The organism is Cohaesibacter intestini, from assembly GCF_003324485.1.
GTDB classification, from domain to species: Bacteria; Pseudomonadota; Alphaproteobacteria; order Rhizobiales; family Cohaesibacteraceae; genus Cohaesibacter; species Cohaesibacter intestini.
This window is the reverse complement of record NZ_QODK01000002.1, coordinates 702,626-727,678: the sequence shown is the minus strand read 5'-3', so window position 1 is coordinate 727,678 and position 25,053 is coordinate 702,626. Positions and strand designations below refer to the sequence as shown.

Sequence of the window (25,053 nt, the reverse complement as noted above, 5' to 3'; positions counted from 1 at the left end):
CTGGCTGTAAATTGTGCAAAGGTCACTGTGTTTTGTGACGAAAGTCTTAGATAATCTTGGCAATTGGGTGATGGTCACGTGCAAATACTGCATTGCAAATAAAAAATGGGTGCGGCGCAGGATATTTGGTCGCAGCAATAGTGCGTATCTGTGTTTCGGGCAGAATTTGAAAGGTCAGATCAGGCCGAGACCGCGGAAACTCGTGTGACCATTGCGGGCGACGATGATGTGGTCATGGAGGGAAATGCCCAAGGGGTCAGCAGCGTCTGCTACCTGTTTGGTCATCTCGATGTCAGCCCGTGACGGGGTGGGGTCGCCGCTGGGGTGATTGTGGACCATAATGATCGCAGTGGCTGACAGTTCCAGCGCCCGTTTGACCACTTCGCGGATATAGACGGGGGTATGATCGACCGTGCCGGTCTGCTGCACCTCGTCGGCGATCAGGGCGTTCTTCTTGTCAAGAAAGAGAATGCGGAATTGTTCGATGTCATTAAAGGCCATTGCTGTGCGGCAATGATCGAGCACGGCCTGCCATGAGGACAAGACGGGGCGGTCCTTGACCTGATCAGAGGCAAAGCGGGCGGCGGCGGCCTGCACGAGCTTTAGATCGGTGACAACGGACTGGCCAATGCCATCCATTTCCAGCAACAACTTTTCAGGGGCTGAGAGGACTTCAGCGAAGGAGCCGAAACGGTTGATCAGGGCTTTTGCCAGTGGTTTGGTGTCCCGGCGTGGAATGCTGCGAAACAGAAGCAACTCGAGCAACTCGTAATCATGCAGCGCTTCGGCACCGGCTTCGCGAAATTTGCCGCGAAGCCTGTCCCTGTGTCCCACATAATGGGGTGTGCCTGCTGAATCCTTCAAACCGCGCATCGGCTCTCCCTAGCTGTTGGGCGTCAGATAGGGGGGCTTGTCGTAGCCTGCCGGCGACAAGGTGAAGATTTCACAGCCATCGTCGGTGATGCCCACGGAATGCTCGAACTGCGCCGACAGGGACCGGTCGCGGGTGACCGCTGTCCAGCCGTCGTTGAGCACCTTCACATGAGGTTTTCCCAGATTGATCATCGGCTCAATGGTAAAGATCATGCCGGGCTTCAGCTCCACTCCTTCACCCTTGCGACCATAATGAAGGATGTTGGGCGCGTCGTGAAACAGGCGTCCAAGGCCATGGCCGCAGAAATCGCGCACGACGCCGCAGCGTTCCCGCTCAGCAAATTCCTGAATGGCGGCGCCAATGTCACCGGTCGTGTTGCCGGGCTTGGCAGTCGCGATGCCGATTTGCAGTGCTTCATAGGTGACGTCGATCAGCCGCTCAGCCGCCCGCTTGATCTGGCCGACCGGATACATGCGTGAGCTGTCTCCATGCCAGCCATCCAGAATATAGGTGACATCGACATTGACAATGTCGCCTTCCTTCAGGGGTTTGTCATTGGGGATACCATGGCAGACCACATGGTTGATGGAAGTGCAGCTGCATTTGGTATAACCACGATAGTTAAGGGTTGCGGGCAGGGCATTGTTTTCTTCGCAAAAGGTGCGGATGTAATCATCAATGGCTTGGGTGGTGACGCCGGGGGCAATCATTTCTGCTACGCCATCAAGGGCGCGGGCTGCCAATTGCCCGGCGCGACGCATGCCTTCGAAAGCCTCTTCACCAAAGAGTCTGATGTCACCAGTGTTGCGCATTGGGCCATCGGTGGCCGCAATATAATTTACCATTGGGTCGGTTCCGTTTGTCGTCTTCTTTGTTTGGCTGAGACATGTTGATCGCCGTTCAGCCCTGATTGGGGACTATGTTCCGCTTTTTGTATTCTCTGTCAATCGGCAAAGGACAGGGCATGGGAGAGATGAATACCCTGCTCCGTAATATCACAGGCATAAACCAGTGCTTCCACACCTCGGGCGCGGGCCTGAGTGAAGGCTGTGGCATAAGCAGGATCAATGTCATCAGCAAGAGCAAAGCGATCACAGTCCGTACGATTGACCAGATAGAGCATCACAGCTCGCTTGCCTTCTTCGACCATGTCCCCCAATTCAACCAGATGCTTGGCACCTCGCTTGGTGACCGAATCCGGAAATTCTGCCAGCCCCGCTTGCCGCAGGAGGTGGACATTCTTCACCTCCACATAGCAGTCGGCCTTGTCCGGATCTTCGAGCAGCAGATCGATGCGGCTGTTTTTGCCGTATTTCACTTCCCGCCTGAGGGTCTGATAGCCGCTCACCTCGGGGATCTTGTCGGCCAGAATGGCTTCTTCGACGATGCGATTGGGAAGGGCGGTGTTGATGCCGATCATTGCATCGTCCAACTGCAGCAGCTCCCAGCTATAGGCAAGCTTGCGCTTGGGGTTGTTCGATTTTGACAGCCAGACGCGCGTGCCGGGATCCTTGAGGCCGAGCATCGAGCCGGGATTGGCGCAATGGGCGGTGATGATCGAGCCATCTTCGAGTTCGATATCGGCAAGGAAACGCTTGTAACGCTGGATAAGACGACCGGAGATGAGGGGGCTTTCGAATAACATGATCTTTTTTCTAGTGCGCTATGATCTGAGTTTGCGTGCGATTGGCGGTGCGGTAGGGTCATGCCGGATCATTGTGGCGAATCTAACCTATCTATTTGTTGAGAGTTGGGGCGAGAGAATCAACCGCATCTTGTGGCAAAGGCGCGCATGGGTTAAAGCGAAGTGCATTCAACGCGCCCTGTGACTGGCTCTGTGCCGTACGAAACGCACCGTACTGGCGAGCTGTGCTGCCACAGTGCAAGCAGATCATGCTCCAATAGAGGATCTATGGCAATGGATGCAAAAATCAAGACAGCCGCCATATTGGTGATCGGGGACGAGATCCTGTCCGGTCGCACCAAAGACCGGAATGTCGGCTTCATTGCGGATTATCTCACCCAGCTTGGCATCGATTTAAAAGAGGTCCGGATCGTCTCTGACGATATGGAAGCGATCATTGATGCGGTCAACGCGCTGCGGGCGCAGTATGATTATGTCTTTACAACTGGCGGCATCGGGCCAACCCATGATGACATCACTGCGGATGCGGTGGCCGCAGCCTTTGGTGTGGGAATCGATCACGACCCGCGCGCGATGGCGATTCTTGAGGCTCACTATGCCAAAATGCCAGGGGCCGATTTCAATGACGCCCGCAAGCGCATGGCGCGAATCCCATTTGGGGCTGATCTGATCGAGAACAAGGTTTCCAGTGCGCCGGGCTTCCGGTTGGGCAATGTGCATGTGATGGCCGGCGTCCCTTCGGTCATGCAGGCCATGATGGATGCCATTGCGCCCACTCTGGAAGCCGGCAGCCAGATCGAAAGTGTTACAATCGATACCGGATTGGGCGAGGGGATCGTGGCCGGACGTCTGGGCGAGGTGCAAAAGGCCCATCCCGGCGTGGTTATCGGCTCCTATCCCTATATCCGTGATGATCTGTTCGCGACCAATATCGTCCTGCGCAGTCGGGACCAGAAAACGCTGATGGCTGCAAAACTGGCCGTCGAAGCGCTGATTGAAGAACTCAAAGACCAGCAACAAAAGCAATTTTAGGTCGTCCGGCGGGGCCTTGCCGGGCCTGTCGATGGCTGCAACCCTCTTGTCTCTTGGAAGGATTGAAATCCGATGTCTGAAGCGTCCAACAATGCATTCCCCGTCTATTGGGAACAGTTTCACCGCGATTGCCGCGCCCTTGCCTGGCGTTTGAAGGGCGTCGCTGAATGGAAGGCGATTGTCTGCATCACCCGTGGCGGTTTGGTGCCTGCCGCGATCATTGCCCGTGAACTCGGAGTGCGGATGATCGATACGGTCTGTGTGGCTTCCTATCATGACTATGAGAGTCAGGGCGAGATGGATGTGATCAAGCCCATCGACCCGTCTGTGGTCGATGTTCATGGGGGGGAAGGCGAAGGCGTGCTGATCATCGACGATCTGGTCGATACGGGCAAAACTGCCAAAGTGGTGCGCGCAATGCTGCCCAAAGCGCACTTCGCAACTGTCTATGCCAAGCCGATGGGACGACCGCTGGTCGACACCTTCGTGACTGAAGTTTCGCAGGACACATGGATCTATTTCCCATGGGATATGGGGCTGCAATTTCAGGCTCCAATCGCCAAGGGACATGAAGGTTAGGCTGAGTCGTTTGGCGAATTTGGAACGTTAAAATAGTGTTTCACAATTGTTTCATGGGCATTCGAGGCTTCTTCGGGTGCCCATTTTCTTGTGTATTTGTAACGTTAGACCCCTTCTGAGCTTGTGGATCGCGGTAATCCACTTGCTTGCAATTGCCCAAACTACGCATTAGCAATGATCCGACTCGTATCAACGAGCTTTATTTGCGGGCATGGCGGAATTGGTAGACGCAAGGGACTTAAAATCCCTCGATCCTAGATCGTCCGGGTTCGAGTCCCGGTGCCCGCACCAAGCGGATTTCCTGATCTTTTCGCTATCCGCTCCCTTCTTTCTCCTTGCAACAGTTGCACCCGTTTCCGACTGCACCCCGTTTGGGTGCAAAAGGGGCGAATGTCGGCCTTTTTACGGAGGTTGCAACGCTTAAACCGGGTGCAACAGGGCCTTTAAGCTAGTGGCAGCTGGGTTGCAGCTGGACTATTCTGTGGCTGTCTAAATTCCGCCTAATTTCTACTCACATGCAAATGGGCCTGCCATGGAACCGAACACAATCTACGTATTTGCTGTGTTGGCTATCGCCATCATTATGTTCGTCAGCGATAAAGTCCGTCTCGACCTTGTCGCTATTCTCGTAATCTTCGCACTGGTACTTGGTCACAAGATCACCGGTGGCGATCCAATCATCTCCGCCAAACAGGGCGTGGCCGGCTTCGGGGCAACCGTTGTTCTCCTTATCGGTGGCTTGTTCCTGGTTGGTGAAGGTCTTGCTCAGACCGGCGTGTCCTACGCCATGGGCGATAAGATCGTTGAATGGGCCGGTACAGGACGCGTCAAGCTGATCGCGCTTCTGATGACCGCTGTTGCGATCATCTCCGCATTCATGAGCTCCACGGGCGCCGTGGCCATCTTCATTCCTGTTGCTATCCGTCTTGCACAGCGTGCAAACATGAAGCGCCAGGAAGTGCTGATGCCTCTGTCCTTCGGTGCTTTGATCGGTGGTATGTTGACCCTGATCGGTACCCCTCCAAACATCGTTGCAGCTGACCAGCTGAAACGTGCTGGTCTGGAGCCTTTCGAATTCTTCACCTTCACCCCAATCGGCTTGGTCATTCTGGCACTGGGTGTTGGTTACTTCGCACTGTTCGGCGGCGCGCTGCTGAAAAAAGTTGGTCGTAAAGACGTTGTCGAAGGCGAAGAAGAAGTCAAAGCTGGCTCGATCCTTTCCTTCCTGCAGCGTTATGAAATCGAAGGTCGCGCTGTTCGTCTGAAAATCAACGACAATTCCGGTCTTGTTGGTAAAACCGCTGTAGACGCTCTGCTGCGTACCCAGCTTGGTGTTTCCGTCTTTGGTCTGCAACAGGCTAAAAATGGCAACAAACTGGTTTCTGCACATTCCGCTATCCCATTCGCTGCTGGCGATGTGGTCTATGGTGTGAAGGCTGCTGATCTGGACGAAGGCAAGCTGAAAGAACTCGGCCTGACCCTGATGCCTAAGAGCGAAGATGACTTCCATCTGTCCGCTCGTGAACTCGGCCTGGCTGACCTCATCGTCACCCAGAATTCCGAGCTGGTTGGTCAGAACCTGAAAGAAAGCAACTTCCGTAAGCGTCACAACCTTGGTGCCGTTGGCGTCATGCGTCGTGGTCAGCCGCTGGAAGGCAACTTTGCTGAAACCAAACTCGAGTTTGGCGATCAGCTGCTGGTTGCTGGTGACTGGAACAACATCAAAACCCTCAACAAACGCTCCAAAGACTTCCTGGTTGCTTCGCTGCCAGAAGAAATCGAAGACGTTGTTGCCAAGCCACATCTGGCATGGGTTTCCGTTGCCGTTGTTGCCTTCATGCTGGCCCTGCTGGTCTTCAAGCTGGTGCCATCCGTGATCGCCATTCTGATCGCTTCCGTGCTGATGGTTCTGACCAAGTGCGTGGACGGCAAAGATACCTACAAGGTTATCAACTGGCAGTCGCTGGTTCTCATTGCCGGTATGTTGCCAATGGCAACGGCTCTGAAGTCTTCCGGTGGTCTGGAATTCGTTGTGAATACGCTGCTGGCAGCGGTTGGTGATAGTGGTCCATATGTCCTTCTGGCAGCGATCTTCGTCATCACCTCCCTGTTCTCTCAGGTTATTTCCAACACCGCGACCTCTGTTCTGCTCGCTCCAATCGCGATTGGTGCTGCACAGGCCATGGGCGTGTCTCCATACCCAATCATGATGGGTGTTGCGATTGCTGCTTCTACCGCATTCGCTACGCCGGTTGCTTCCCCAGTGAACATGCTGGTTCTGGAACCAGGCAACTATCGCTTCGTTGACTTTGCGATTGTTGGTCTGCCACTGCAGATCCTGGCGTTCCTTGTATCGCTGGTCGCAATCCCAATGTTCCTGCCATTCTAATCGATTGGCCGACAAGGGGCCGGTGCAATGCATCGGTCCTGAACGGGAAAGAAATCAAAAACCAGGACACCTCGTGGTGCCCTGGTTTTTTCTATTGTGCGGCTCGCTTGAAAAAGCGGGCTATTTTTTTGCCCGAAGGATTTTCTCACCAATGGTGAAGGCCAGATGCGAGGTGATCATCATGGCGACCACCGCAAGAATGGCCATCAGGCTGTAATGGCTGACCGCCTGTTTGGCAAACCAGGCCTGATTGAGAAACATGAAGCCACTGGCAGCCACCACCGCTGCAATGCTTGCATGGAGGCGGTTGCGCAATATCGTGCAGATCACGAAATTGGCGATGCCCGGCGGGCTGAACATGACGGTGAGGATGAAACTGAAATAGGCGGCTGCGTCCATGGGTCTTTCCTTGCAGATCTGATCGGCGCAGGCGCGGTTGGCGTCACGGGAAGCACTTCGCCTGCTGTGCGACCGATGATGCATGGTCCTTGGCAGAAAGAAAAGCCGCTTGTCGGCAAAATGTCCGACCCTGTCCATCAATCATGCAATGAAAAACCCCCAAGCATAAGCTGCAAGGGGGTCTGTCATGTTTCAGGATATATGCTGCTGGAGCTTACCGGCAAAAGCGCTTGCGGCCGCTATAGGTGGTGAAATAGCCAGTCCGTGGATTGAAAGACCGGTATTTGTTGGAGCAATAGCGATACCATGCCCGAGTCCATGGTCTGGGGCGCCCGGAATAAACCGGTGAGGCCCGATAGGAGCGGGCGCGGTGGCAATGGCGCACGCCATTATGGGTGTGGCACCCTCTGCGAAAGGTGCGGTGATAGTGGTTGCGGGCACGATTCCAACGCTTGTTGCTGTGGTGATAAAGCGCGGCAGCGCCAGCGGCGCCGATCACAATGCCGGCAACGAAAGCCCCTGTGCGGCTTCTGGCCTGCGCGTCCGAGGTTGGAACGGTGATCATCAGCGCAGGGAGAATCGCAGCAACTAGCAGATAAATTGATAGATTTCGTCTGATCATTGGTGCTCCTTGGAGGTTTGGATGTCAACCAGTGCGATAGCCCATGCAGACAGGATACGGATTTAAGTGGCGGAAATGGGGTGCGGTGCTCACATAATTTTGATGTTTGCCTCAAGCGGCTGTGCCGCCATGCACAACAGCGCATGGCGGCACAATGCCTTTGAGATGTCTTGGGAAGGTTCGGCGTTTAGCGGCAGAACCGTTTGCGACCGCCATAGGAGGTGAAGTAACCGGTGCGCGGATTGAACGACCGATACTTGCTGGAGCAGTAGCGGTACCAGGCACGGGTCCAAGGGGCCGGACGACCATAATAGCGAGCGCGATGCGGGCGATAGCGCGGGCCATAATAACGATGGCCGTAATAGCGGTGGCCATGGTGACGGTGGCGGGCGTGGGCGATGGTGCCAACGGCAAGTCCGGTAATGGCGCCTGCCACGAAGGCTCCGCCACGCCCGCGGGCTTCGGCTTCGGTGGTTGGGGCGGCAAAGGTAGCGGCGGTTGCGAGTGTGGCAACCAGAGCAAAAGTGGTGATGGCTTTCTTAAACATGGTCTCTCTCCGTTTAGGTTAAACAATTGCTTTTGGCTTAATTCCGTGATCGGCGCTCTTTGTTGCGTCGTTGCGTCCCTCACATTGATACGACGCGGTGGTGGCCGGAATGGTTCAAACTTTTTTCGCGGCCTTTTCGAGAAAGATGATGTGCAACTGGGGCTGAGTCTGAGCAGAGGCGCGTTGGGTGACTTTGGTGCTGCTGCGCTCGACAATGACGCCTGCCGCTTCTGCGAGTTTGCGGCCGCCTGACAATTTGCAGGCTTGATCCGGCAAAGAGAAAATCAGGGCTCCAACGATAGCCACCAAGAAGGCAATGAATTTGGTTTGACGGGGCATGGTGGATCCTGACTTGTCTGGTTCGGGGTGGATGGAATGGTCTTTTCTTGGGATATGGCCTTTCTCGTAGGTCGCTCTGAAAGGCCAATTGGTTCAATTGTTTGCAGCGGCCTATTTGGGGGGAGGAGCGCCGGGAAGGGGCACAAAAAAAGGGCTGCCGGAAAGGCAGCCCAAGGGGAAGGTCAAAAGGGAGGATGTCGCGTGGTCCTACACTTTTAGCGGCAGAAGCGTTGACGGCCACCGTAAGAGATGAAGTAGCCGGTATGCGGGTTGAAGGACCGGTAGCGGGCAGAGCAGTAATCATACCAGGCCGGGGTCCAGGGTGCCGGGCGACCGTAATAGACTGGTGCCGGAGCATGGTGGCGATAATAGTGGTTATGGCGGTTGGCTGCGATGGCTCCGACGGTCAAGCCAGCGACGGCACCGAAGGCAAAGGCTGCTGCGCGGCGGCCACCGGCGGCTTCGGCTTCTGAGGTTGGCAAGGCGAAGGTTGCGCCAGCGGTTACGGTTGCGATGGTGGCGATGGTCATAATGGTTTTCTTGAACATGGTTTCTCTCCGAAAGGGTGTGTGTCTGATCTGAAGGTCTTGTGTGTCGCTTTTTTGAAACTGTGTGGCGGTGTTTTCTGCCGCCTATACTCATCAGTCGCAGCGGGCGGCAAAAGGGTTCAAAAATGTTCGGAGTTTTTTCGGTGTTTTTAAAAAGGCATTGAATTTGCTGAATAAATTTTTTCCATCCTATCTTGAGATGTGGCTTTTCTAATGGTTTGGACCGGGAGGAAAGGGGGAGTGAGAGGGGCATCGAGGGAGAAGCAGCCATAAATGGGCGGTGTCAGATGTTCATCCACTATTGATGATCGGCCGGGATGCTCTTTGCAGCTCGCCGTCACATGGACGCAACGCTGCAAACATGCAGCCGTTGGGTTTTCGCCAAAGCTGTGCCATTAATAGGGGAGGTGCAGGGAGACAAAGAATTTTTCATTTCTTTGAACCAAACTGCGCTGTGAGACGACACAGGTATGACAGTGAAATCGAGGATCGCATGTCTGGATCGGAAAATGCCCGTGACCTGGAGCTTCTGGCTGGGGTTGCGCGCAATGATCGCAAAGCCATAGCGCTTCTGTATCAGAGGCATCATCTTCGGCTTTATCGTTATTTGCTGCGTTTCGTGAAAAGCGAGGCGGTGGCAGAGGAACTTGTGAACGAGACCTTCATCGATGTCTGGCGAGCTGCCGACAGGTTTGAAGGACGCAGTCAGGTTTCGTCCTGGATCATTTCCATCGGACGCAACAAGGCCATCTCGCTCCTGCGCAAGCGCTCGGACGCCGAGCTGGATGACGATTATGCATCCGGACTGGAAGATGACAGCGACACGCCGGAGGTCACGACCCTGAAGCAGGATAAGGCCGCAGCCTTGCGGGTCTGCATCAACAAGCTCAGCGATGAGCATCGGGAAGTGATTGATCTCGTTTATTATCAGGAAAAGGCGATCAAGGAGATTGCCGTGATTCTGGGGGTTCCGGACAATACGGTGAAGACACGGGTGTTTCATGCTCGAAAGAAACTGTCCGAACTCATGCGCAAAGCCGGTCTTGACCGGGGCTGGCCATGAGGGACAAGGCGTGACCTATGGATACCAGTGTTGAGGACAAAGACATGACTTATGATCCGGAAATTGAAAAGCTCCTGCCTTGGTATGCCAAAGGCCTGTTGGAGTCGCATGAATCAGAGCAGGTGGAAGCCTATCTGGCGGCCAACCCCGAGATGCGGATGCAGTTGGATTTGATCGCCGAGGAAGACACGGCAATTGCCGAACAGCATGCGGCCCTTGGTGCGCCGATGCCCGGCGGGCTCGACCGTCTGATGGCCGGAATTGATGCGCTCGAAGCAAAGGAAGCGCCGGTTCAGGCCGCAGCCAAAGGCGTGTGGCAGCGTATTCAGGACGTTCTGGGTAATTTCGCAAGCCCCGGCATGCAACTGGCCGCCGCTGCCGCTGCCGTGGTGATCGTCGCCCAAGGGGTGATTATCGGTGCTCTTGTGCAGACTGGCCCCGGAGCACCCGCTGCTCCTTCTGCGTCCGGTCAGTTCAAAACCGCCTCTGGACCAGAGCAAGCCGCGCAGCAATCCGGCGCCCGGTTCCTCATCGCCTTCAAGAGTGAGGCAAGCATGGCCGATGTTGCCAAGCTTCTGAAATCTCAACATGCCGTGATCGTTGCCGGGCCGAAGGCTGGCGGTTTTTTCGAGCTGATGGTGCCCAACACCAAGCTGCCAGAAGGCGGTGCTGAGGTGGTACTCAAGGCCCTGAAAGACAGCACGGATCTGGTTAAATTTGCCTCGGTTAGCCAGTGACCGGATCACGTTTGCTTGATGGTGCGCAGTCTTGCGCATCATTTTGTGCTATTATCCATCGCAATTTCTGACAATGAGACAGGGCGGCGACCCGTTACCAGAGACCGGGTGCAGCGCTGATCTTGATAATTGGTGGTTTATTGTCGAACGATCGGGGAGAGACAATGAAACGAGCAGCTTTTCAAACATTGACCTGTATGGGGCTAGGGTGCCTGTTGTTGCTGAGCCCAGACTTTGTCGCGCCATCTCACGCCAATGACTATTACAGTGAGAGCGTTCGCAAACCCAAACACCGGGACCGGGGCGGCAGCAATCTGATCGGTCCGGCTATCGGGCTTGGTATCACCATCATTCAAGGGGTGCGGGAGCGGGAACGCCAGCGTCAGCGCGAGGCTCCGGTCTATGACGCGCCGCCACCACAGACCAAGAAACCTGTGCGCACCAAGCGGCCCAAGGTGACGAAACGGCCCAATCGGACCAAACGACCGGCACAGCAAGCGCGCAATCCCAAGCCACCGCGTTACAATCCACGCATTGTGCTGCCTGAGGTGCTGCGCGTGGCGCGGGCCAAGCCGCGCATCTATTCCATTGGCGATAAACCCTGGTCGAGTGACAAGGATTTTGTCGTGACCCTGCGACCCGGTCTGACTCAGGCCACCGTTGAAGCCTTTCTTGAGCAATATGGATTGACGCGACTTGAGCAGACGCGGGTCGCGCTGCTGGATCAGGTGGTTTTGAAAGTAGCCTATCCGGAGAGCATGTCGCCGCAGGAAGCGTTGCGCATGGCGACTGATGAGCGGGTTTTCCGCGCTCAACCCAACTATTACTACTATCCATCCGCGGACAATCAGGTCGAAAGCGCTGATCCTTTTGCCGAGCTGCAATATGCCTTCGCCAAGATGGGACTGACCCGCTTGACCGATGGTGAAAGCGGTGAAGGGGTTAAGCTGGCGGTGATCGATAGCGGCATCAGAGCTGATCATCCGGCGATTGGTGGGCAGGTGACCGAAAGTTTCTCGGCCTTCCCTGAGGCTGATGGCGCGACACTCAATGCCGACCACGGCACGGCTGTGGCCTCGATCATTGCTGCGCAATCGGGTATGAAAGGCGTTGCGCGGGACGTGGCTTTGATGTCGGCGCAGGTTTTCCGGTTCAACGAGGCAGGTCACATGGTGGGCGACAGCTACGACATCGTGCGTGGCATCGACTGGGCGGTGGCCAATGGCGCCAAGATTCTCAATCTCAGCTTTGCAGGGCGGCAGGATTCTCTTCTGGCAGCTGCAGTCGACGCAGCAGATGCCAAAGGTGTCATCATGGTGGCTGCTGCTGGCAATGAGGGGGCGGATGCGCCTGCAGCTTATCCGGCGGCTTATGACAATGTGATTGCGGTGACCGCCACCGATGAGGATGATGGCCTTTATGATTTTGCCAATCGCGGAACGCATGTGGAACTGGCTGCGCCTGGCGTCGATGTGCTGGTGGCTGCCGGACTGGACGGGTATGGACTGCAAACCGGTACATCGATGGCAACAGCCTATATTTCCGGGTCGGTTGCCTTGATGCTGGGGCGTGAACCTGACCTTGCTGTGCGAGCCATCAAGGAGCGTCTGGCGCGCTCGGCGCTGGATCTGGGCGAGACGGGGCGCGACCGGGACTTCGGCTTTGGGCGGCTTGACGCCTTCAAGGCCGTAACCAACGTTACCCAGTCGGCCCAAGCGAACTGAGAATGCGAACTGAGAATGCGAACTGAGAATGGCTAACTGAGAATGGCCAACTGAGAATGGCTAACTAAAGAAGCCTTGGAAAAGTGCAAAGACATGAAAGGCTGCTGACACCATGCTGTCAGCAGCCTTTCATTATGGTGGGTCTCAAGCGGCGATGAGGCCGCGATCAAACTGGAGAGAGAGATGACAAATCTTCCTATCAATGCCGCCACCTGGTTTTCCATTCCTGCCATCGATTTCGAGAAATCCGTCAAGTTTTTCGAGGACTTGCTGCAGATCACCCTTATCCGTGACACCATGGGCGATGGGGATCAGGCCAAGCCGTTTGCGATGTTCCCAAAAGAGGGCGACGCAGGAGTAACCGGTGCGATTACGCCTGCTGTCAACATCCTGCCAGCCAATGGCGGTGTTCTGGTTTATCTCTACACCTCTGACATTGATGGTGCCTTGTCACGTGTCGAGGGTTTGGGAGGCAAGATTCTGTTGCCCAAATCGTCTTTGCCCGGTGACATGGGGGATATTACAACCATCGCCGATTGTGAAGGCACGCCGATTGGTTTGCATCAGCCATGATCTTGTCTGGCGGTCTGCTTGGCTTTAGGCTCGTCCTGAATTTAAGGGGAGACTGTCATGCGACGGGCGGATCGTTTGTTTGAAATTGTGCAAGCCTTGCGCGGTGGGCGATTGCTGACCGCGCAGGCCATTGCCGATCAGCTGGAAGTCTCCAAGCGGACCATCTATCGCGATCTGGCGCATTTGCAGGGCTGCGGGGTGCCGATCGAGGGGGAGGCCCGGGTCGGTTATCTGCTGTCGAGCGACTATCACATGCCGCCTCTGACCTTCACGGCCGATGAAGTCACCGCTCTGGTGTTGGGGGCGCGGATGGTTCAGACATGGGCCAGTGAGGATCTGGCCAAGGGTGCAGCGGAAGCTCTGGTCAAGATTGATGCGGTCATTCCTGCAGGCATGCGCAGCCTGATCAATGAAACGCAGCTCTATGCCTTGTCGTTTCGAACCGGTGAGCGGGAGCGGGGCTTGCTTGATGAGTTGCGGCGGGCGAGCCGGGACCGTCACTATCTCGATCTGGATTACATCAGTCTTGAGGGCAAAAGCTCAGCCCGTCGGGTGCGGCCTTTGGGGCTCTATTTCTGGGGGCAGGTCTGGACCTTGCTGGCTTGGTGTGAACTGCGCGAGGGCTTCCGGTCCTTTCGGGTCGATCATATCGAAGCCTTGCGTATGTGCGAGGCGCACTTCCCGCATGAACCCGGCAAGGAACTGAAGGATTTTGTCGCTCTTCGCAAGCAGCAGCAGCCTCAGGCGGATGAAAAGCTGCGCGGCGGACATTGATATTGATAAAGCTGCCGGGACAATGGGTCAGGTGTCGAATGTGACACTTTCCGGTGTCCAGCGATAGATCCAGTCAAACTGGCTCAGAAGCCGCTGTTTTGGCATCAGGCGCATGGTCATGTTGCGTGCCGTCGCCATCAGGCCATCGAGATGATAGATGTCACCATTGCGGCGAGCCTTGGCCACGACCTTACAAACCCGTGCCTTGCGCGCCATTTCATAGGCTTTGAGGCGGACATCCATCGGGCCGTCGAGCTCGTTCAAGGCGCGGGCCAGAATGGCTGCATCTTCAAGCGCCATAGCCGCGCCTTGCGCCATGAAAGGCAGCATGGCGTGGGCGGCATCCCCGATCAGCGCCACCTTGCCTTTGGTCCATGGCCGGTTTGGATTTTGGCCACAGAGCGCCCATTTGAGCCAGTCTTCCCGCTCGGCCAGAAGCTCGCGGATTTCGCGGGGCCATCGGGCAAAGCGCTGGTTGAGCCAGCGCGGATCGCCAGGTACATTCCAACCCTCTTCTTTCCAGTCATCCTTGACGATGGCGACGATGTTCATCATGTGGCCGCCAACAATCGGATAATGGACCAGATGGGCATTGGGGGCGAGCCAGAGGCCGACATTGGCGCAATCGATGCTGGGCGGGGCCATCTGGATGGGCAGGGTGGTGCGCCATGCGGTCTTGCCGCTATAGGCTGCCTCGCCGGATCCAACATAATCACTGCGGATGCGCGACCAGACGCCGTCTGCGCCAATCAGGGCAGATCCGCGAAAGAGGCGTTGTTCGCCACTGGCAAGTTCGCAGCGCAGTTCGACATATTCTTCGGTTTCGCTGACTTCGCGCATGTCGCAGCCATCGACGATTTCGATCAGGTCCATCTGGCTGGCGCGTTGATAGAGAGCGGTTTGCAGATCGGCCCGGTGCACAACCATGTATGGAGCGCCATAGCGATTGGAAATCTCGCGGGTGGAAATCTCGGTCAACTGATTGCCAGACACACCCGACTGAATACGGATTCGGTTTGGAGTGACTGCCTGCATGTCCAGCATCTGCCAGACGCCCCAATTTTGCAAAAGACCAGAGGCATTTGGGGACATTTGCAGACCAGCACCGACCTCGTTGGGCAAGGTGCTGCGCTCCAGCAACAGGGTCGGGATATTTTTGTGTGCCAAGGCTATCGCCGTGGCGAGACCTCCGGGGCCGGCTCCAACAACGATGATTGGCAAATGCTCGCTCATGATGTTCTTTCCCTCGCTGCCGGTTCCCGACATGCAAGCGACCTCCGATGGACTTGATCCAAGGGGAACTGGCTCCGCTGAAACGGCGCGGTTGCTCATGACCACTGGCTAGGGGGGCAGGATTGGCTATTTGTGCAGACAGCCGTCCGGTACGGTTTTGCCCGGCGCCAGCTTGTCATTGAATTTATAGAGGGTTGAGCAATAGGGGCAGACAATTTCGTCCGCCTTGCCCATATCGAGATAGACATGGGGATGGTCCTGTGGCGGCGTTGCTCCCATGCATTGGAACTCACGCACCCCGATTTCGATGGTGGACACGCCATCGTCATTCTTGAAATGGGGAATGGTCTGACCGGCCATTGACTTGCCTTTCTTCTCTCCTCGCAGTGGCAGGACCATAGCGCTCCTTGACGACAAATCCTAGTCTTGCCTCGTTTATCCTTCGGACTATCCCTGATTCCCTGTGCCATGGTAAGGGGAAGGAGGAGGAAGGGGGCTTCACTTCCTTTGGATGGTTGCTCTTTCGCGTCAACCTGCTAAGAACGGGTCTTGCGCTCTGTGCGCTTCACCTTTTGATACAAACAGAATGAATGCCAGCCTACCATGCCAGAATTCACGTCAGACGGATATACGCTTTCCTATCTTGATGAAGGGGTCGGTGAACCGGTTCTGCTCATCCACGGCTTCGGGTCGAACAAGATGGTCAACTGGGTCAATCCCGGTTGGGTCAAGACCCTGACCGATGCGGGATATCGGGTGATTGCCATTGATAATCGTGGCCATGGGGAGAGCGAAAAGCTGTATGATCCAGAGCTGTATACCTCGCCGATCATGGCAGAGGATGCGAAGGCTCTTCTTGATCATATGGGGCTGGAGAGCGCCTTTGTGATTGGCTATTCGATGGGGGCGCGGATCTCGGCCTTCTTGAGCCTTAAATATCCCGAGCGGGTGCGCAAGGTGGTGTTTGGTGGTCTTGGCGGTAGCATGATCCATGGCACCGGTGATCCGGCGCCAATCATCAAGGCCTTGCGCGAGGAACCCGGTGTGCCAATCAAGCATGTGGCTGGCAAGGCATTTCGTGATTTTGCCGATCAGACCGGGAGTGACCGGCTGGCTCTGGCAGCCTGCATGGCGTCAGCACGGCAGAAAATCGCTGTCGAGGAACTGTCTACCTTGTCTGTGCCTGCCTTGGTGGCGGTTGGTACACGCGACGTGATTGCCGGATCTGCGCAGGAACTGGCTGACGTCTTGCCCGATGCGCGGGCGGTCGACATTCCCGGTCGTGACCATATGGTGGCTGTCGGGGACAAGGTGTTCAAACAGGCCGCGCTGGCTTTCTTTGCTGAGGATTGATCCTCGGCGCGATGTCAGGTGACGGCCTGCTTGAAGGGTGTTTGGTTACTTGCCAACAAAGACGGGCTTGCGCTTTTCCGCAAAGGCTCGCAGGCCTTCGGCATAATCGTCACTGTCGAGGCAGGTGGTTGCCATGGAGCGCAACTCGTCCATCGACAGATGATCAACCTGTCCGAAGGCCGCATTGATGGCCGCCTTGTGATACTGGGCGCTCAACGGGGCGAGACGGGCGACATTGAGGCAGTATTTCTCGACCTTTTCGGAAAATTCCTCATCCGCATAGATTTCATTCAGCAACCCCATGGCGTCGGCCTCGGTGGCATCCAGCACCTTGGCGGTGAGATAAAGCTCCTTGGCCTTGGCCGGGCCAACGATATTGACGATGTCGGCAATGGCTTTGGTGGGATAGCCAACGCCAAGGCGCCCGGCGGGAATGCCGAACTTGCCGCTCTCATTGGACAGGCGCAAATCACAGGCCGCCGCGAGGCCAAGGCCGGCGCCCATGCAGAAACCCTTGACCAGCGCGATGGTCGGCTTTTTGGCATTGCGCACCGAGCGATAACACTCGGCGGTGATGTCGTCGTAGCGGGTGGCCGATGCCGTATCCTTGCGCACCACATCAAACTCAGTGACATCCGCTCCGGAAATGAAGGCCACATCGCCAGCCCCGATGATCACAATCACGTGTATCTCGGCCTCATCATCGAGGGCTTTGACCGCACCGGGAATGGCCTGCCACATATCGAGTGACATGGCGTTGCGCTTGGCTTCGTTGTTGATGACGATGCGTCCGATGGGGCCGGAGCGCTCAAGAAGGATCTTGTCGTGAATTGTGATGTCGCTCATGAATATGGTATCTTTGCTGAAAAGGAGTTGGTAGGTATCCCGCAAGAGCGCAGTCCAAACTGGGGTCGCAGACCTTGCAGGGCATCTCTTTGTTCATTATGTCTAGCGACAATGAAATGGGTTTGAAAGTCTTCCATAGGCTTAGAAGAGGCAGATGAAGCATGGCTGAAGCAAGTGTGAAGCGAAGCGAAGACCAATTGGATCTGGTCGATCCTGTCTGGCACCGGGTGCGGGCAGAGGCCGAAGATGTGGTGCGCGCCGAGCCGGTGCTGAGCAGCTTCATCTATTCGACCATCCTCAGCCACCGGAAACTGGAAAATGCGGTCATTCACCGGCTGGTGGATCGTCTGCACAATCCGGCCATGGATTCCGAAGTCATTCGTCAGGCCTATCGTGAGGCCTATGCCTCCGATCCTTCGATCAGCGAAGCGATGCGGGCTGACATTGTCGCTGTGGTTGATCGCGATCCCGCCTGTGACCGCTTCATCGATCCCTTGCTCTATTTCAAGGGCTTTCAGGCCATCCAAACCCACCGGCTGGCCCATTGGCTTTGGTCTCAGGGGCGGCAGGATTTTGCCCTCTATTTGCAGAGCGTCGCATCGGCGGTGTTTCAGGTGGATATTCACCCCAAGGTGCCGTTCGGCAAGGGTATCTTTTTCGATCATGCTACCGGCGTGGTGGTTGGCGGTACGGCGGTCATCGAGGATGATGTCTCCATTCTGCAGGGTGTCACGCTGGGCGGGACGGGCAAGGAAGATGGCGATCGTCATCCAAAGATCCGTCATGGCGTGTTGATCGGGGCTGGCGCGAAGGTGCTTGGCAACATAGAGGTTGGCCATTGCTCACGGGTTGCTGCCGGGTCGGTGGTCCTCAAGGATGTTCCACCCAACAGCACCGTTGCGGGCGTTCCGGCCCGCGTTGTTGGTCAGGCTGGATGCGCAGAACCATCACGCAGCATGAACCAGTTGCTCAAAGAGGCGCCGTAATCCATAGTTGACATCGTCTCCGCTGCGGCCATTCGGTGCAATGGGGGCGAAAAGACAAGATTGGTGTGGAAAGCGGCTTTACTCTGCCCGGACGCTGTGCGAGATCAGCGGTCAACCAAAATCAATGTTCGGGTCTTCCCTTCCTCCGGTAGGGTCCCCTTGACTATGGACATGGCCCTGCCCGGCGGGGTCATCAATTGCAGGAGGCGAATTTGGAAAAGACCGAATTGGCGAAAGTTCAGAAATTCATGCGTGCGACCTTGCAGTCTCCGAGCCTTGAGGTTCGGGTGCGGCCGCGCAAGGATGATTCTGCCGAAGTGTATGTAGAAGACGAGTTTGTCGGTGTTCTCTTCCGTGATGAAGAAGATGGTGACCTGTCCTACAATTTCTCGATGGCCATTCTGGAATTCGATCTCGAAGAAGACTAGAATCGAACGCATTCGAGTAGTTATCAAGCCGCATGGGAGCTTCTCATGCGGCTTTTCTTTTGTGTCGTCCTTTCATCTCACTTGCGGATGAAGGCGCTGACCCGCTGTTTGATCTTTGCATCCAATGCACGCCACTCGGCCAGTAGAGGGCGTCGGAACCGATAGGTCAGCTGGGTCGTGTCGTTGAGTTTGAGATCGCGCAGACAGAAGGTGGGACTCTTCTCCACCGGCGTGATGCAGCGGGCGGCAAAGGGATTGTGATCATCGGGTTTGAAATAGATCCTTTCCCCGGCAAAGCTGGAATCCGGGGCCATGGCAAAGCCGATCAACCCACCCTCCGCCTTGATTGGCTCGCCAACAAAATACTGGCTGTAGACCGCATACAGACGGTCCGAGCTCGACAGCACCTCGTCCTGATGGCTGAGTGAAACGAAGATCAGCTTTGACTTTTCCGACACATCGTAAAAGGCGACCTGATTGTCGAGGTCGAAGCCATCGAGGCCCGGCCACAGCATGATCAGGTCGAGCTTGTTGACCCGCTGACCATTGCGTTGCTCAGGGTGACGGATTGTGTTTTCCGGGATGTAAAAGCGGGTATCTCCGAGTTCGAAAGCCAGCAGACGCTTGTCCGTGCTGTAGGGAGAATTGACCAAGGCCGGACCGGAATACTGAAACACCCGGCTAATGATGAACAGGATTGTTATGCCAATCAGCCCGAATACCAGAAAGAAGAAAATCCAGCGTTGAGGGGAGCCATGCTCTTCCAGGGGCTGTGCCATTTGTTACCTTTTTGCCATTGATCTGCTGAGAGGCGGTGCAGGCGTGGGTGAATCACGCATGCCCTGTCCGCGAGCATACCTTTACCCAATCGCCCCATCAATCTGCCATGTGTACAGCTATCGTCTGAGCTGCGGCACGTCCTTTGCACCGCCTTGCTCAATAACAGATCGGCTGTCCCAGCATGACACGGGATGGTTCGATTTGAAGGGCGAGGGGCTGTTTTCCGCCATTTGTCGCCTGAAACTGTTTCAAAAAGGGTCGGGAGCATGCAGCTGTTTGGGATGCCGCCAAGACCCAGTGAGGATTTGGGTCATGAGTACTGTCGGTGGACTGGAAGTGTTTGCGTTGGTCTATGTGACATGTGTCGGATTCGTTTGTGCTGGCATTCTCTCCACGCTCTATCAAATGATTGCCCAGCGCCCGGCTGGTTTCCGGGTGTCCGCGCGCAGTTTTCCCGGTGTGTTGTCGTCGGTCGTTATGTGTACCTTTGCCGGACCGTTCATCATCATGCGCAATGCCTTGCGAGGACGACGGCTGGAAAACCGGCCGATTGGCTGGTTGTTCGGCTCTTCGGCCATTGCCGGTATCTGGAGCGCCTGTTCGGGTGTGTTGCTGATGAACACCTTTCTTGGGGCCGCCTGGGTCATAAGCTGACGGGGGATGGTGCGGCCATCGTCTTGTGCGCATGTGCCGGCTTGCCCAAAGAGCGTGGTTTCGATGATGCGGAGAAGTCTGTATCCTGATTGGTAATGACTTCAAAGCTCTAGAAATGAAAGGCGACTATCGTGGCCCTGTATCAGTTGGGAGAATTTCAGCCAGACCTGCCAGAAGAGGGAGCCTATTGGGTGGCGCCTTCTGCAGATCTGATTGGCAAAGTGATCATGAAGCGCGATGCCAGCGTCTGGTTTGGCGCAATGTTGCGTGGGGACAATGAACCACTGACCATTGGCGAGCGCAGCAATGTGCAGGAAAATTGCACCCTTCACACCGATCCCGGCTGCCCTGTCGAAATTGGTGCCGACTGCACGATTGGTCACAATGTGATTCTGCATGGCTGTACCATCGGCGATAACACGCTGATCGGCATGGGCTCGACCATCCTCAATCGCGTCAAGATTGGCAAGAATTGCCTGATCGGTGCCAATTGCCTGATCACCGAGGACAAGGTCATTCCGGACAATTCCCTTGTGATGGGTGCGCCGGGCAAGGTGGTGCGGGTGCTAGATGAAGAAGCGATCAGCAAGCTGACCGAGTCGGCTGCCCGTTATGTGGCAAACTGGAAAGCCTTCGCCAAGAATCTGAAGCCTCTCTGAGGCAAGTCTGAGCCGGTTTCGCTTCTCGCGAGAAGGCCTGCCTTGACCCGAAACAAAAAAAGGGGCCAGCCGTGGGGGCGGCTGGCCCAAAAAACCTGATCGTTTGGACGGGTATGGGGATTGTGATCAGGTTCCTTTGAGGTGTCCTTCCTTGCTTGAGGCGATTGTCTTGTCGCAAGGAAAGGTTATCTTGGATCGTCAATCGCGATCCACGCAGAAGGCTGAAGAGCTGCCTGACGTTTGATATAGCGGTATGGGGTTTTGTCCCATGGCAGGATGCGCGGATCCTGATTGTCTAGAATAAGATCGCCGCGGTCGGTGCGTACGGTCAGCACGGCATGACCATTGCCATTGACTTCTTTCACCACGGTGATGAGAAGAGCGGTTTCTGGCCAGCCTGCATTGATCAGCATGCGGCGTTTCAACAGCGCATAATCTTCACAATCGCCGGCACCGGCTGGATAGGTCCATAGTTCTTCTTCGCGATATTGTTCACTATCGGTTACCGGACGCACTGTTTGATTGACATGGCCGTTGATGCTGATGAGCTGCGCCCAGTTGGATTGCGACAGCTTGACAGCGCGGTCCACCCGGAACTTTTTGTTGCATTCCACCGGATTCGATCGGCAGAAATTGACATGGCCAATTGGCGCAGAGGTTTTGCCCTTGATGGACATGAATGGTGAGTAGCGAGCCGCCTGAACAGGCATGGTAAGAGTGATGATGGCTACGCTAAGAAATGCAAATCCCCAGATGCTTTTCTTCATGGTAATCTCCCGTCGTTGTAGGGAGATTTATAGATTATCCATTTTTATATACTTGAAACTTCAGTTGTTATATTTGAATAAAATAAATATAAAAATTGAGTAGCAATGGATTTTATTTTGATTTTACTTTAAATAATTTTTTAATTTACTTCGAATAAAATTCAATCTTGTTTTTCACCTATTTAGGCGAAAAATTGAAGCAGCTTTTTCTAAAATTGTAGAGATCGGAGAAAAGCAAAGTATTTCATTATGTTATGGTGAGATTAGGATGTTGGCGGCGGGAGGGCGTTGGCGGTGTCGAAGGGAAACGAACACAGGCCGACCGTAGCGCTGCTCCGAAAATGGGGCGGCCTTTTTAGCGCTTCAGGCTCTCGATGATGCGAAGATTGGGCAATGGTCGCCGAATTTCAGCTCTGAAAAGCGCAAAATTTTTTTTGATTTTTTCGAAAAAAGAATGGGGAATGTCACTGCTGGTGTTCAGCGGCCTGTGAAGGGCAGTTTCTGGTTGGCCATTGGGTAAGCAGAATATGTCTGGCTGATCCCGTGTCGCATGCTTTCAAGTCTTGGCCATAAGGATGCCGTCACCGGTCAGTGGACCGATGGCCAGTCTTTGATCGGAGTTGGGGACATTCAACGCAGATTGTCGTCGATATTCTTGCTGTCCTGAACAGCGGCAAATTCAACCGCCAGCCCGTCGTCAAGGTGGCGCACCACGCGGGCACGGATCTTGCCGATCTTGACTGGCTTGCCAAGAGGGGGGCGGACCTTGGTCTTGATGGCCGCACCAGACAGAGACAGGTCGAGAACGCGACAGATATGCTCTTCGCCGTCCTCGGTGATCAGTTTCGTAATGGGTGTCTTTGGTGTGCGACGTTCGTGACGGCGGTCTTCTGGTAGATCAAGAATGTGTCGATTGGCCAGCCAGGTCAATTGTGAGGCGAGTTTGTCGCGTTTGCGCGACGTGGCGTCGATGGTGATTGCGAAACCACCTTCGATCTTGCGTACAATTTTCCCCTCGATCCGACCAATATGGTCGATATAAGCAATCACCCGTTCACCGATTTCCCCACGGATCGGGGTGATCAGCGCAACGCCACCAGGGGACATATTGATCACCTGGCAGGGATATTCCGTCTTGTTCTCCAGCATAAAGCGGCCAAGCAGGTTCACCTTAACACGCTGGTGGCGACGGCGCTCGATCACTCGAGGCAAGGTAGATTTTTGGAGAATTGCCGACATCAAGACTGCTTTCTCGCCATAAACAAACAACATGGACGTACTAGAGCCATCCTAGTCCGGTTATAGTTAACAAAGCCCTAGTCTTCCCGTACCGATTGGTAATCCGTTGCAATTTGTGCAGGCAAAGAAAAAAGGGACCAACAATCCGTGTGTTGAGCCCCTTTCTGTGCTGTGAAATTCCGTGGTTTGCGGCGTTAACTTTCAAAAATTATTCGCTGCGTCCCCCTTCAATGACCCGAAGATGACCAAAGCGCTGTTCGGACTGTACTGCTGACCGGGTATTGGGTCGGGACATCGGGCGGCCAGCCACCGGGTTCGGAATGGCAAGGGTGGAAGGGGCAATGCCGTGACGCCCTTTGGGAGCGGAGTCCTTTTGTGAGTGGCGCATGAAAGCAGGGCGTTCATCGGGCCAGATCAGGCGCATGGACGAAATGCTCAGCTCGGTCAATGGCCAGATTCCAACCCAGTATGGCATCTCGACCGGGCTTGCTGCGCCCAGAATGCGACTCTTTGTCTGGCCAAAATGACGCAATGGCAGCAGGATTGTTTCAAAGTTGAGGGTCTGGTCGCGCTCTGTCTTGCCCTCAAAGCCGATCACAGCAGCGGCCTCGTCTTCCGCCACGGCGGTCAGTAGCAATCTGACGCTGGCAATGTCTTCCTGGCTCCAGATGTCGAGAAAACTCCGCCCCTTGAGCTCTCGACAGAAGGAACCGCATAGCCGGGTACCGGCCAGACGGAAGGTTAGCTGGTCCTCATTCTCATATTCCAGAATGAATGTGTCACCAAGAATCTGATGGATTTCGGCCGGGTCGATGTCGCTACGCTCCGGTGCTGGCCTGCCGCCTCGCAGGCTGTCCCAATAGGTGAAGAGATCACGCGTTACCTGATGTTTCATCTTGTTTCTCTTTTTGGGGCGGGTCGGGATCAGGTTTGTCTCAAGCTGATACAGACTCTGCTTCGTTGTTTGTCATTAACGCTTACCAAGCAGAGGGCGTGCCAAGTGGCGCGGCGCAGCGTCCAAGACTTTGCCTTGGCAATTAAGGTTAATAAAGACTTGCGCTTGCGCGCCCTTGGCAGGGAGTGTAAACAAGATCTTAACAGCTTCCACGATGCGTATGACGGACTCCTATCAGTCTTCGCATCGCGGCTCTTCAAACTTTCCTGACGGAGTTCAGGAGGCGTCAAGCCATCCGGATTGGTCCAGAGAGACCGGCGGGTGGCTTTCTTTTTGCCTTTGCCACGCTGTTAACGCTTTTCTGTCTAATCTTGGTCCCTGAAACCTGAACAGGGCAGGGTTGGTCCAGTTCCTGCTTGATAAGTTGGAACGGCACCCCAAATGCCAAAAAGCATGATGTGAGACGGACCCGGCGCGATCAGATCCGGGCTGCTGAAGACAAGGAAAGACCATGGCACTCAATCCAAGAGGCAATTGGCATATGCCCAATGGCATGCCGCCACCGCGCGAACCGATGTTCAACCTGCCAATGCCGATCATGGTGTTGGGCGCGATCATGATTGTGCTGCATGGCCTGCAGGATTTCGTACTCTCCCCGGCGTTGCGACAGGACTTGTTGCTGGGCTTTTCATTTTTGCCGATCCGCTACAGCGAGGCAGGACAGGCCTTCGATTTTCCCGGCGGGTTCCCGGGGGACATCTGGACCTTCGTGACCTATGCCTTTCTGCATGGCAGCTGGATGCACTTGATTCTCAATCTGGTCTGGATGGCGGCTTTTGCAACGGTGGTGTTGCGGCGCATCGGCACGGTCAATTTTGCGCTCTTCTTTATCATTACTGCGGCTGCGGGCGCTTTGGTGCATCTGGTGCTGCATATAGGTAGTTCGTCGCCGCTGGTCGGCGTGTCGGCCGTCCTGTCTGGTGCGATGGCAGCGTCCGCGCGGTTTGCCTTTAATCGTGGTTATGGTGGTTTTGCTGCCTTGCAATCCCGGCACACTTCGCCGTGTCTGACGCTGAAACAGCTGCGCCACAATCAGCAGGCCATGATGTTCCTTGGTATCTGGCTGGTGCTCAATCTGGTCTTTGGCCTGATGGGTGGGGGCGGACAGGTTGCCTGGGAGGCCCATCTTGGGGGCTTTGTGTCCGGTTTGCTGGTATTCCCGTATCTCGATCCCTTTTCACGCCCACCCAAAAGACCGAAAAAAGATCCGCCCAAGAAACAACCTGATCATCTCAAGGTGATCAAGTAGGTTTGGCGGCAATCTGACGGATTGGAACATAGCGGCGAGGATCGAGTTCGATCCTCGCT

29 protein-coding genes and 1 tRNA gene are annotated in these 25,053 nt (G+C 55.4%); 15 read left to right on the top strand and 15 right to left on the bottom strand.

The window, feature by feature from the left end; genetic code table 11:
* Positions 1-174 precede the first annotated feature (174 nt).
* The 3 genes from radC to sfsA form a co-directional block, all read right to left on the bottom strand.
* Positions 175-873 (bottom strand): RadC family protein, encoded by a 699-nt coding sequence (radC, locus tag DSD30_RS08930; RefSeq protein WP_114009275.1) that lies wholly within the window; start codon positions 871-873, stop codon positions 175-177.
* 9 nt (positions 874-882) lie between these two features.
* Positions 883-1,719: a type I methionyl aminopeptidase gene (gene map / locus DSD30_RS08925; protein WP_114009274.1), complete on the bottom strand. Its 837-nt coding sequence runs from the start codon at positions 1,717-1,719 to the stop codon at positions 883-885.
* Positions 1,720-1,817: 98 nt separating this feature from the next.
* Entirely contained in the window at positions 1,818-2,519 is a 702-nt protein-coding gene (sfsA, locus tag DSD30_RS08920) for a DNA/RNA nuclease SfsA (protein ID WP_114009273.1), read from the bottom strand.
* A 267-nt stretch (positions 2,520-2,786) separates the two neighbouring features.
* Here sfsA and DSD30_RS08910 point away from each other — a divergent pair, with 267 nt between their 5' ends.
* From DSD30_RS08910 to DSD30_RS08895, 4 genes are all read left to right on the top strand, one after another.
* Positions 2,787-3,551, top strand: a complete 765-nt coding sequence (locus DSD30_RS08910; RefSeq protein WP_198662882.1) for a competence/damage-inducible protein A — start codon at positions 2,787-2,789, stop codon at positions 3,549-3,551.
* A gap of 72 nt (positions 3,552-3,623) precedes the next feature.
* On the top strand, positions 3,624-4,130 hold the full coding sequence (gpt, locus tag DSD30_RS08905) for a xanthine phosphoribosyltransferase (RefSeq protein ID WP_114009271.1): 507 nt from the start codon (positions 3,624-3,626) through the stop codon (positions 4,128-4,130).
* A 205-nt stretch (positions 4,131-4,335) separates the two neighbouring features.
* A tRNA-Leu gene (locus DSD30_RS08900) sits at positions 4,336-4,421 on the top strand.
* 241 nt (positions 4,422-4,662) lie between these two features.
* The gene (locus DSD30_RS08895; RefSeq protein ID WP_114009270.1) at positions 4,663-6,519 is read left to right on the top strand and encodes an SLC13 family permease; all 1,857 of its coding nucleotides are present in this window, start codon (positions 4,663-4,665) and stop codon (positions 6,517-6,519) included.
* 120 nt (positions 6,520-6,639) lie between these two features.
* Here DSD30_RS08895 and DSD30_RS08890 read toward each other — a convergent pair whose 3' ends face one another.
* From DSD30_RS08890 to DSD30_RS08870, 5 genes are all read right to left on the bottom strand, one after another.
* Positions 6,640-6,918, bottom strand: coding sequence for a hypothetical protein (locus tag DSD30_RS08890; RefSeq protein ID WP_157967626.1), 279 nt, complete (start codon positions 6,916-6,918; stop codon positions 6,640-6,642).
* Between the two features lie 214 nt (positions 6,919-7,132).
* A complete protein-coding gene (locus DSD30_RS08885) occupies positions 7,133-7,540 on the bottom strand; it encodes a BA14K family protein (protein ID WP_114009268.1) in 408 nt (135 codons plus the stop codon).
* A gap of 187 nt (positions 7,541-7,727) precedes the next feature.
* On the bottom strand, positions 7,728-8,087 hold the full coding sequence (locus DSD30_RS08880; protein WP_114009267.1) for a BA14K family protein: 360 nt from the start codon (positions 8,085-8,087) through the stop codon (positions 7,728-7,730).
* Positions 8,088-8,201: 114 nt separating this feature from the next.
* Positions 8,202-8,426: a hypothetical protein gene (locus DSD30_RS08875; RefSeq protein WP_114009266.1), complete on the bottom strand. Its 225-nt coding sequence runs from the start codon at positions 8,424-8,426 to the stop codon at positions 8,202-8,204.
* A 215-nt stretch (positions 8,427-8,641) separates the two neighbouring features.
* Complete coding sequence (locus DSD30_RS08870; RefSeq protein ID WP_114009265.1) at positions 8,642-8,974, bottom strand: BA14K family protein; 333 nt, start codon at positions 8,972-8,974, stop codon at positions 8,642-8,644.
* Positions 8,975-9,467: 493 nt separating this feature from the next.
* On the opposite strand from DSD30_RS08870, the gene DSD30_RS08865 reads away from it, so the two are divergent.
* The 5 genes from DSD30_RS08865 to DSD30_RS08845 all read left to right on the top strand — a co-directional run bounded on the left by DSD30_RS08865 (position 9,468) and on the right by DSD30_RS08845 (position 13,845).
* A complete protein-coding gene (locus DSD30_RS08865; RefSeq protein WP_114009264.1) occupies positions 9,468-10,037 on the top strand; it encodes a sigma-70 family RNA polymerase sigma factor in 570 nt (189 codons plus the stop codon).
* A gap of 17 nt (positions 10,038-10,054) precedes the next feature.
* Entirely contained in the window at positions 10,055-10,774 is a 720-nt protein-coding gene (locus DSD30_RS08860; RefSeq protein WP_114009263.1) for a hypothetical protein, read from the top strand.
* Between the two features lie 164 nt (positions 10,775-10,938).
* The gene (locus DSD30_RS08855) at positions 10,939-12,498 is read left to right on the top strand and encodes a S8 family peptidase (protein ID WP_114009262.1); all 1,560 of its coding nucleotides are present in this window, start codon (positions 10,939-10,941) and stop codon (positions 12,496-12,498) included.
* A 183-nt stretch (positions 12,499-12,681) separates the two neighbouring features.
* Complete coding sequence (locus tag DSD30_RS08850; protein WP_114009261.1) at positions 12,682-13,071, top strand: VOC family protein; 390 nt, start codon at positions 12,682-12,684, stop codon at positions 13,069-13,071.
* A 57-nt stretch (positions 13,072-13,128) separates the two neighbouring features.
* On the top strand, positions 13,129-13,845 hold the full coding sequence (locus DSD30_RS08845; protein WP_114009260.1) for a helix-turn-helix transcriptional regulator: 717 nt from the start codon (positions 13,129-13,131) through the stop codon (positions 13,843-13,845).
* A gap of 27 nt (positions 13,846-13,872) precedes the next feature.
* On the opposite strand, the gene DSD30_RS08840 is transcribed toward DSD30_RS08845, so the two are convergent.
* Both DSD30_RS08840 and DSD30_RS08835 read right to left on the bottom strand, forming a co-directional pair.
* Positions 13,873-15,078 (bottom strand): FAD-dependent monooxygenase, encoded by a 1,206-nt coding sequence (locus tag DSD30_RS08840; protein WP_157967625.1) that lies wholly within the window; start codon positions 15,076-15,078, stop codon positions 13,873-13,875.
* A gap of 126 nt (positions 15,079-15,204) precedes the next feature.
* Entirely contained in the window at positions 15,205-15,438 is a 234-nt protein-coding gene (locus tag DSD30_RS08835) for a zinc-finger domain-containing protein (protein WP_114009690.1), read from the bottom strand.
* A gap of 243 nt (positions 15,439-15,681) precedes the next feature.
* On the opposite strand from DSD30_RS08835, the gene DSD30_RS08830 reads away from it, so the two are divergent.
* The gene (locus DSD30_RS08830; protein ID WP_114009258.1) at positions 15,682-16,431 is read left to right on the top strand and encodes an alpha/beta fold hydrolase; all 750 of its coding nucleotides are present in this window, start codon (positions 15,682-15,684) and stop codon (positions 16,429-16,431) included.
* Between the two features lie 45 nt (positions 16,432-16,476).
* On the opposite strand, the gene DSD30_RS08825 is transcribed toward DSD30_RS08830, so the two are convergent.
* Positions 16,477-17,277, bottom strand: a complete 801-nt coding sequence (locus DSD30_RS08825) for an enoyl-CoA hydratase (protein WP_114009257.1) — start codon at positions 17,275-17,277, stop codon at positions 16,477-16,479.
* Between the two features lie 161 nt (positions 17,278-17,438).
* On the opposite strand from DSD30_RS08825, the gene cysE reads away from it, so the two are divergent.
* Both cysE and DSD30_RS08815 read left to right on the top strand, forming a co-directional pair.
* On the top strand, positions 17,439-18,263 hold the full coding sequence (gene cysE, locus DSD30_RS08820; RefSeq protein ID WP_114009256.1) for a serine O-acetyltransferase: 825 nt from the start codon (positions 17,439-17,441) through the stop codon (positions 18,261-18,263).
* Between the two features lie 212 nt (positions 18,264-18,475).
* On the top strand, positions 18,476-18,691 hold the full coding sequence (locus DSD30_RS08815; protein WP_114009255.1) for a DUF3126 family protein: 216 nt from the start codon (positions 18,476-18,478) through the stop codon (positions 18,689-18,691).
* A 77-nt stretch (positions 18,692-18,768) separates the two neighbouring features.
* On the opposite strand, the gene DSD30_RS08810 is transcribed toward DSD30_RS08815, so the two are convergent.
* Positions 18,769-19,470: a hypothetical protein gene (locus tag DSD30_RS08810; protein ID WP_114009254.1), complete on the bottom strand. Its 702-nt coding sequence runs from the start codon at positions 19,468-19,470 to the stop codon at positions 18,769-18,771.
* A 313-nt stretch (positions 19,471-19,783) separates the two neighbouring features.
* Here DSD30_RS08810 and DSD30_RS08805 point away from each other — a divergent pair, with 313 nt between their 5' ends.
* Positions 19,784-20,125 carry a DUF6949 family protein gene (locus DSD30_RS08805; RefSeq protein ID WP_114009253.1) on the top strand — a complete coding sequence of 114 codons (342 nt, stop codon included), beginning with the start codon at positions 19,784-19,786 and terminating at the stop codon, positions 20,123-20,125.
* A 131-nt stretch (positions 20,126-20,256) separates the two neighbouring features.
* The gene (locus DSD30_RS08800) at positions 20,257-20,784 is read left to right on the top strand and encodes a gamma carbonic anhydrase family protein (protein WP_114009252.1); all 528 of its coding nucleotides are present in this window, start codon (positions 20,257-20,259) and stop codon (positions 20,782-20,784) included.
* A gap of 185 nt (positions 20,785-20,969) precedes the next feature.
* Here DSD30_RS08800 and DSD30_RS08795 read toward each other — a convergent pair whose 3' ends face one another.
* The 3 genes from DSD30_RS08795 to DSD30_RS08785 all read right to left on the bottom strand — a co-directional run bounded on the left by DSD30_RS08795 (position 20,970) and on the right by DSD30_RS08785 (position 23,685).
* Positions 20,970-21,551, bottom strand: a complete 582-nt coding sequence (locus DSD30_RS08795; protein WP_245418410.1) for a transglutaminase-like cysteine peptidase — start codon at positions 21,549-21,551, stop codon at positions 20,970-20,972.
* Positions 21,552-22,181: 630 nt separating this feature from the next.
* Entirely contained in the window at positions 22,182-22,790 is a 609-nt protein-coding gene (locus DSD30_RS08790) for a PilZ domain-containing protein (protein WP_114009688.1), read from the bottom strand.
* Between the two features lie 208 nt (positions 22,791-22,998).
* Positions 22,999-23,685, bottom strand: coding sequence for a PAS domain-containing protein (locus tag DSD30_RS08785; RefSeq protein WP_114009251.1), 687 nt, complete (start codon positions 23,683-23,685; stop codon positions 22,999-23,001).
* Positions 23,686-24,196: 511 nt separating this feature from the next.
* Between DSD30_RS08785 and DSD30_RS08775 the strand changes: the two genes are divergently transcribed.
* Positions 24,197-24,994, top strand: coding sequence for a rhomboid family intramembrane serine protease (locus DSD30_RS08775; protein WP_114009249.1), 798 nt, complete (start codon positions 24,197-24,199; stop codon positions 24,992-24,994).
* Positions 24,995-25,053 lie beyond the last annotated feature (59 nt).

What these genes read in the sequence shown, in the direction of transcription:
- DSD30_RS08790 (WP_114009688.1), bottom strand. Translation starts at nt 22,790, where the DNA reads ATGTCGGCAATTCTCCAAAAATCTACCTTGCCTCGAGTGATCGAGCGC.
- DSD30_RS08825 (WP_114009257.1), bottom strand. Translation starts at nt 17,277, where the DNA reads ATGAGCGACATCACAATTCACGACAAGATCCTTCTTGAGCGCTCCGGC.
- DSD30_RS08860 (WP_114009263.1), top strand. Translation starts at nt 10,055, where the DNA reads ATGGATACCAGTGTTGAGGACAAAGACATGACTTATGATCCGGAAATT.
- DSD30_RS08875 (WP_114009266.1), bottom strand. Translation starts at nt 8,426, where the DNA reads ATGCCCCGTCAAACCAAATTCATTGCCTTCTTGGTGGCTATCGTTGGA.
- DSD30_RS08795 (WP_245418410.1), bottom strand. Translation starts at nt 21,551, where the DNA reads ATGAAGAAAAGCATCTGGGGATTTGCATTTCTTAGCGTAGCCATCATC.
- DSD30_RS08835 (WP_114009690.1), bottom strand. Translation starts at nt 15,438, where the DNA reads ATGGCCGGTCAGACCATTCCCCATTTCAAGAATGACGATGGCGTGTCC.
- DSD30_RS08855 (WP_114009262.1), top strand. Translation starts at nt 10,939, where the DNA reads ATGAAACGAGCAGCTTTTCAAACATTGACCTGTATGGGGCTAGGGTGC.
- DSD30_RS08840 (WP_157967625.1), bottom strand. Translation starts at nt 15,078, where the DNA reads ATGAGCGAGCATTTGCCAATCATCGTTGTTGGAGCCGGCCCCGGAGGT.
- DSD30_RS08785 (WP_114009251.1), bottom strand. Translation starts at nt 23,685, where the DNA reads ATGAAACATCAGGTAACGCGTGATCTCTTCACCTATTGGGACAGCCTG.
- DSD30_RS08830 (WP_114009258.1), top strand. Translation starts at nt 15,682, where the DNA reads ATGCCAGAATTCACGTCAGACGGATATACGCTTTCCTATCTTGATGAA.
- map (WP_114009274.1), bottom strand. Translation starts at nt 1,719, where the DNA reads ATGGTAAATTATATTGCGGCCACCGATGGCCCAATGCGCAACACTGGT.
- sfsA (WP_114009273.1), bottom strand. Translation starts at nt 2,519, where the DNA reads ATGTTATTCGAAAGCCCCCTCATCTCCGGTCGTCTTATCCAGCGTTAC.
- DSD30_RS08880 (WP_114009267.1), bottom strand. Translation starts at nt 8,087, where the DNA reads ATGTTTAAGAAAGCCATCACCACTTTTGCTCTGGTTGCCACACTCGCA.
- DSD30_RS08775 (WP_114009249.1), top strand. Translation starts at nt 24,197, where the DNA reads ATGGCACTCAATCCAAGAGGCAATTGGCATATGCCCAATGGCATGCCG.
- radC (WP_114009275.1), bottom strand. Translation starts at nt 873, where the DNA reads ATGCGCGGTTTGAAGGATTCAGCAGGCACACCCCATTATGTGGGACAC.
- DSD30_RS08810 (WP_114009254.1), bottom strand. Translation starts at nt 19,470, where the DNA reads ATGGCACAGCCCCTGGAAGAGCATGGCTCCCCTCAACGCTGGATTTTC.
- DSD30_RS08885 (WP_114009268.1), bottom strand. Translation starts at nt 7,540, where the DNA reads ATGATCAGACGAAATCTATCAATTTATCTGCTAGTTGCTGCGATTCTC.
- DSD30_RS08850 (WP_114009261.1), top strand. Translation starts at nt 12,682, where the DNA reads ATGACAAATCTTCCTATCAATGCCGCCACCTGGTTTTCCATTCCTGCC.
- DSD30_RS08890 (WP_157967626.1), bottom strand. Translation starts at nt 6,918, where the DNA reads ATGGACGCAGCCGCCTATTTCAGTTTCATCCTCACCGTCATGTTCAGC.
- gpt (WP_114009271.1), top strand. Translation starts at nt 3,624, where the DNA reads ATGTCTGAAGCGTCCAACAATGCATTCCCCGTCTATTGGGAACAGTTT.
- DSD30_RS08865 (WP_114009264.1), top strand. Translation starts at nt 9,468, where the DNA reads ATGTCTGGATCGGAAAATGCCCGTGACCTGGAGCTTCTGGCTGGGGTT.
- DSD30_RS08805 (WP_114009253.1), top strand. Translation starts at nt 19,784, where the DNA reads ATGAGTACTGTCGGTGGACTGGAAGTGTTTGCGTTGGTCTATGTGACA.
- DSD30_RS08910 (WP_198662882.1), top strand. Translation starts at nt 2,787, where the DNA reads ATGGCAATGGATGCAAAAATCAAGACAGCCGCCATATTGGTGATCGGG.
- cysE (WP_114009256.1), top strand. Translation starts at nt 17,439, where the DNA reads ATGGCTGAAGCAAGTGTGAAGCGAAGCGAAGACCAATTGGATCTGGTC.
- DSD30_RS08845 (WP_114009260.1), top strand. Translation starts at nt 13,129, where the DNA reads ATGCGACGGGCGGATCGTTTGTTTGAAATTGTGCAAGCCTTGCGCGGT.
- DSD30_RS08895 (WP_114009270.1), top strand. Translation starts at nt 4,663, where the DNA reads ATGGAACCGAACACAATCTACGTATTTGCTGTGTTGGCTATCGCCATC.
- DSD30_RS08870 (WP_114009265.1), bottom strand. Translation starts at nt 8,974, where the DNA reads ATGTTCAAGAAAACCATTATGACCATCGCCACCATCGCAACCGTAACC.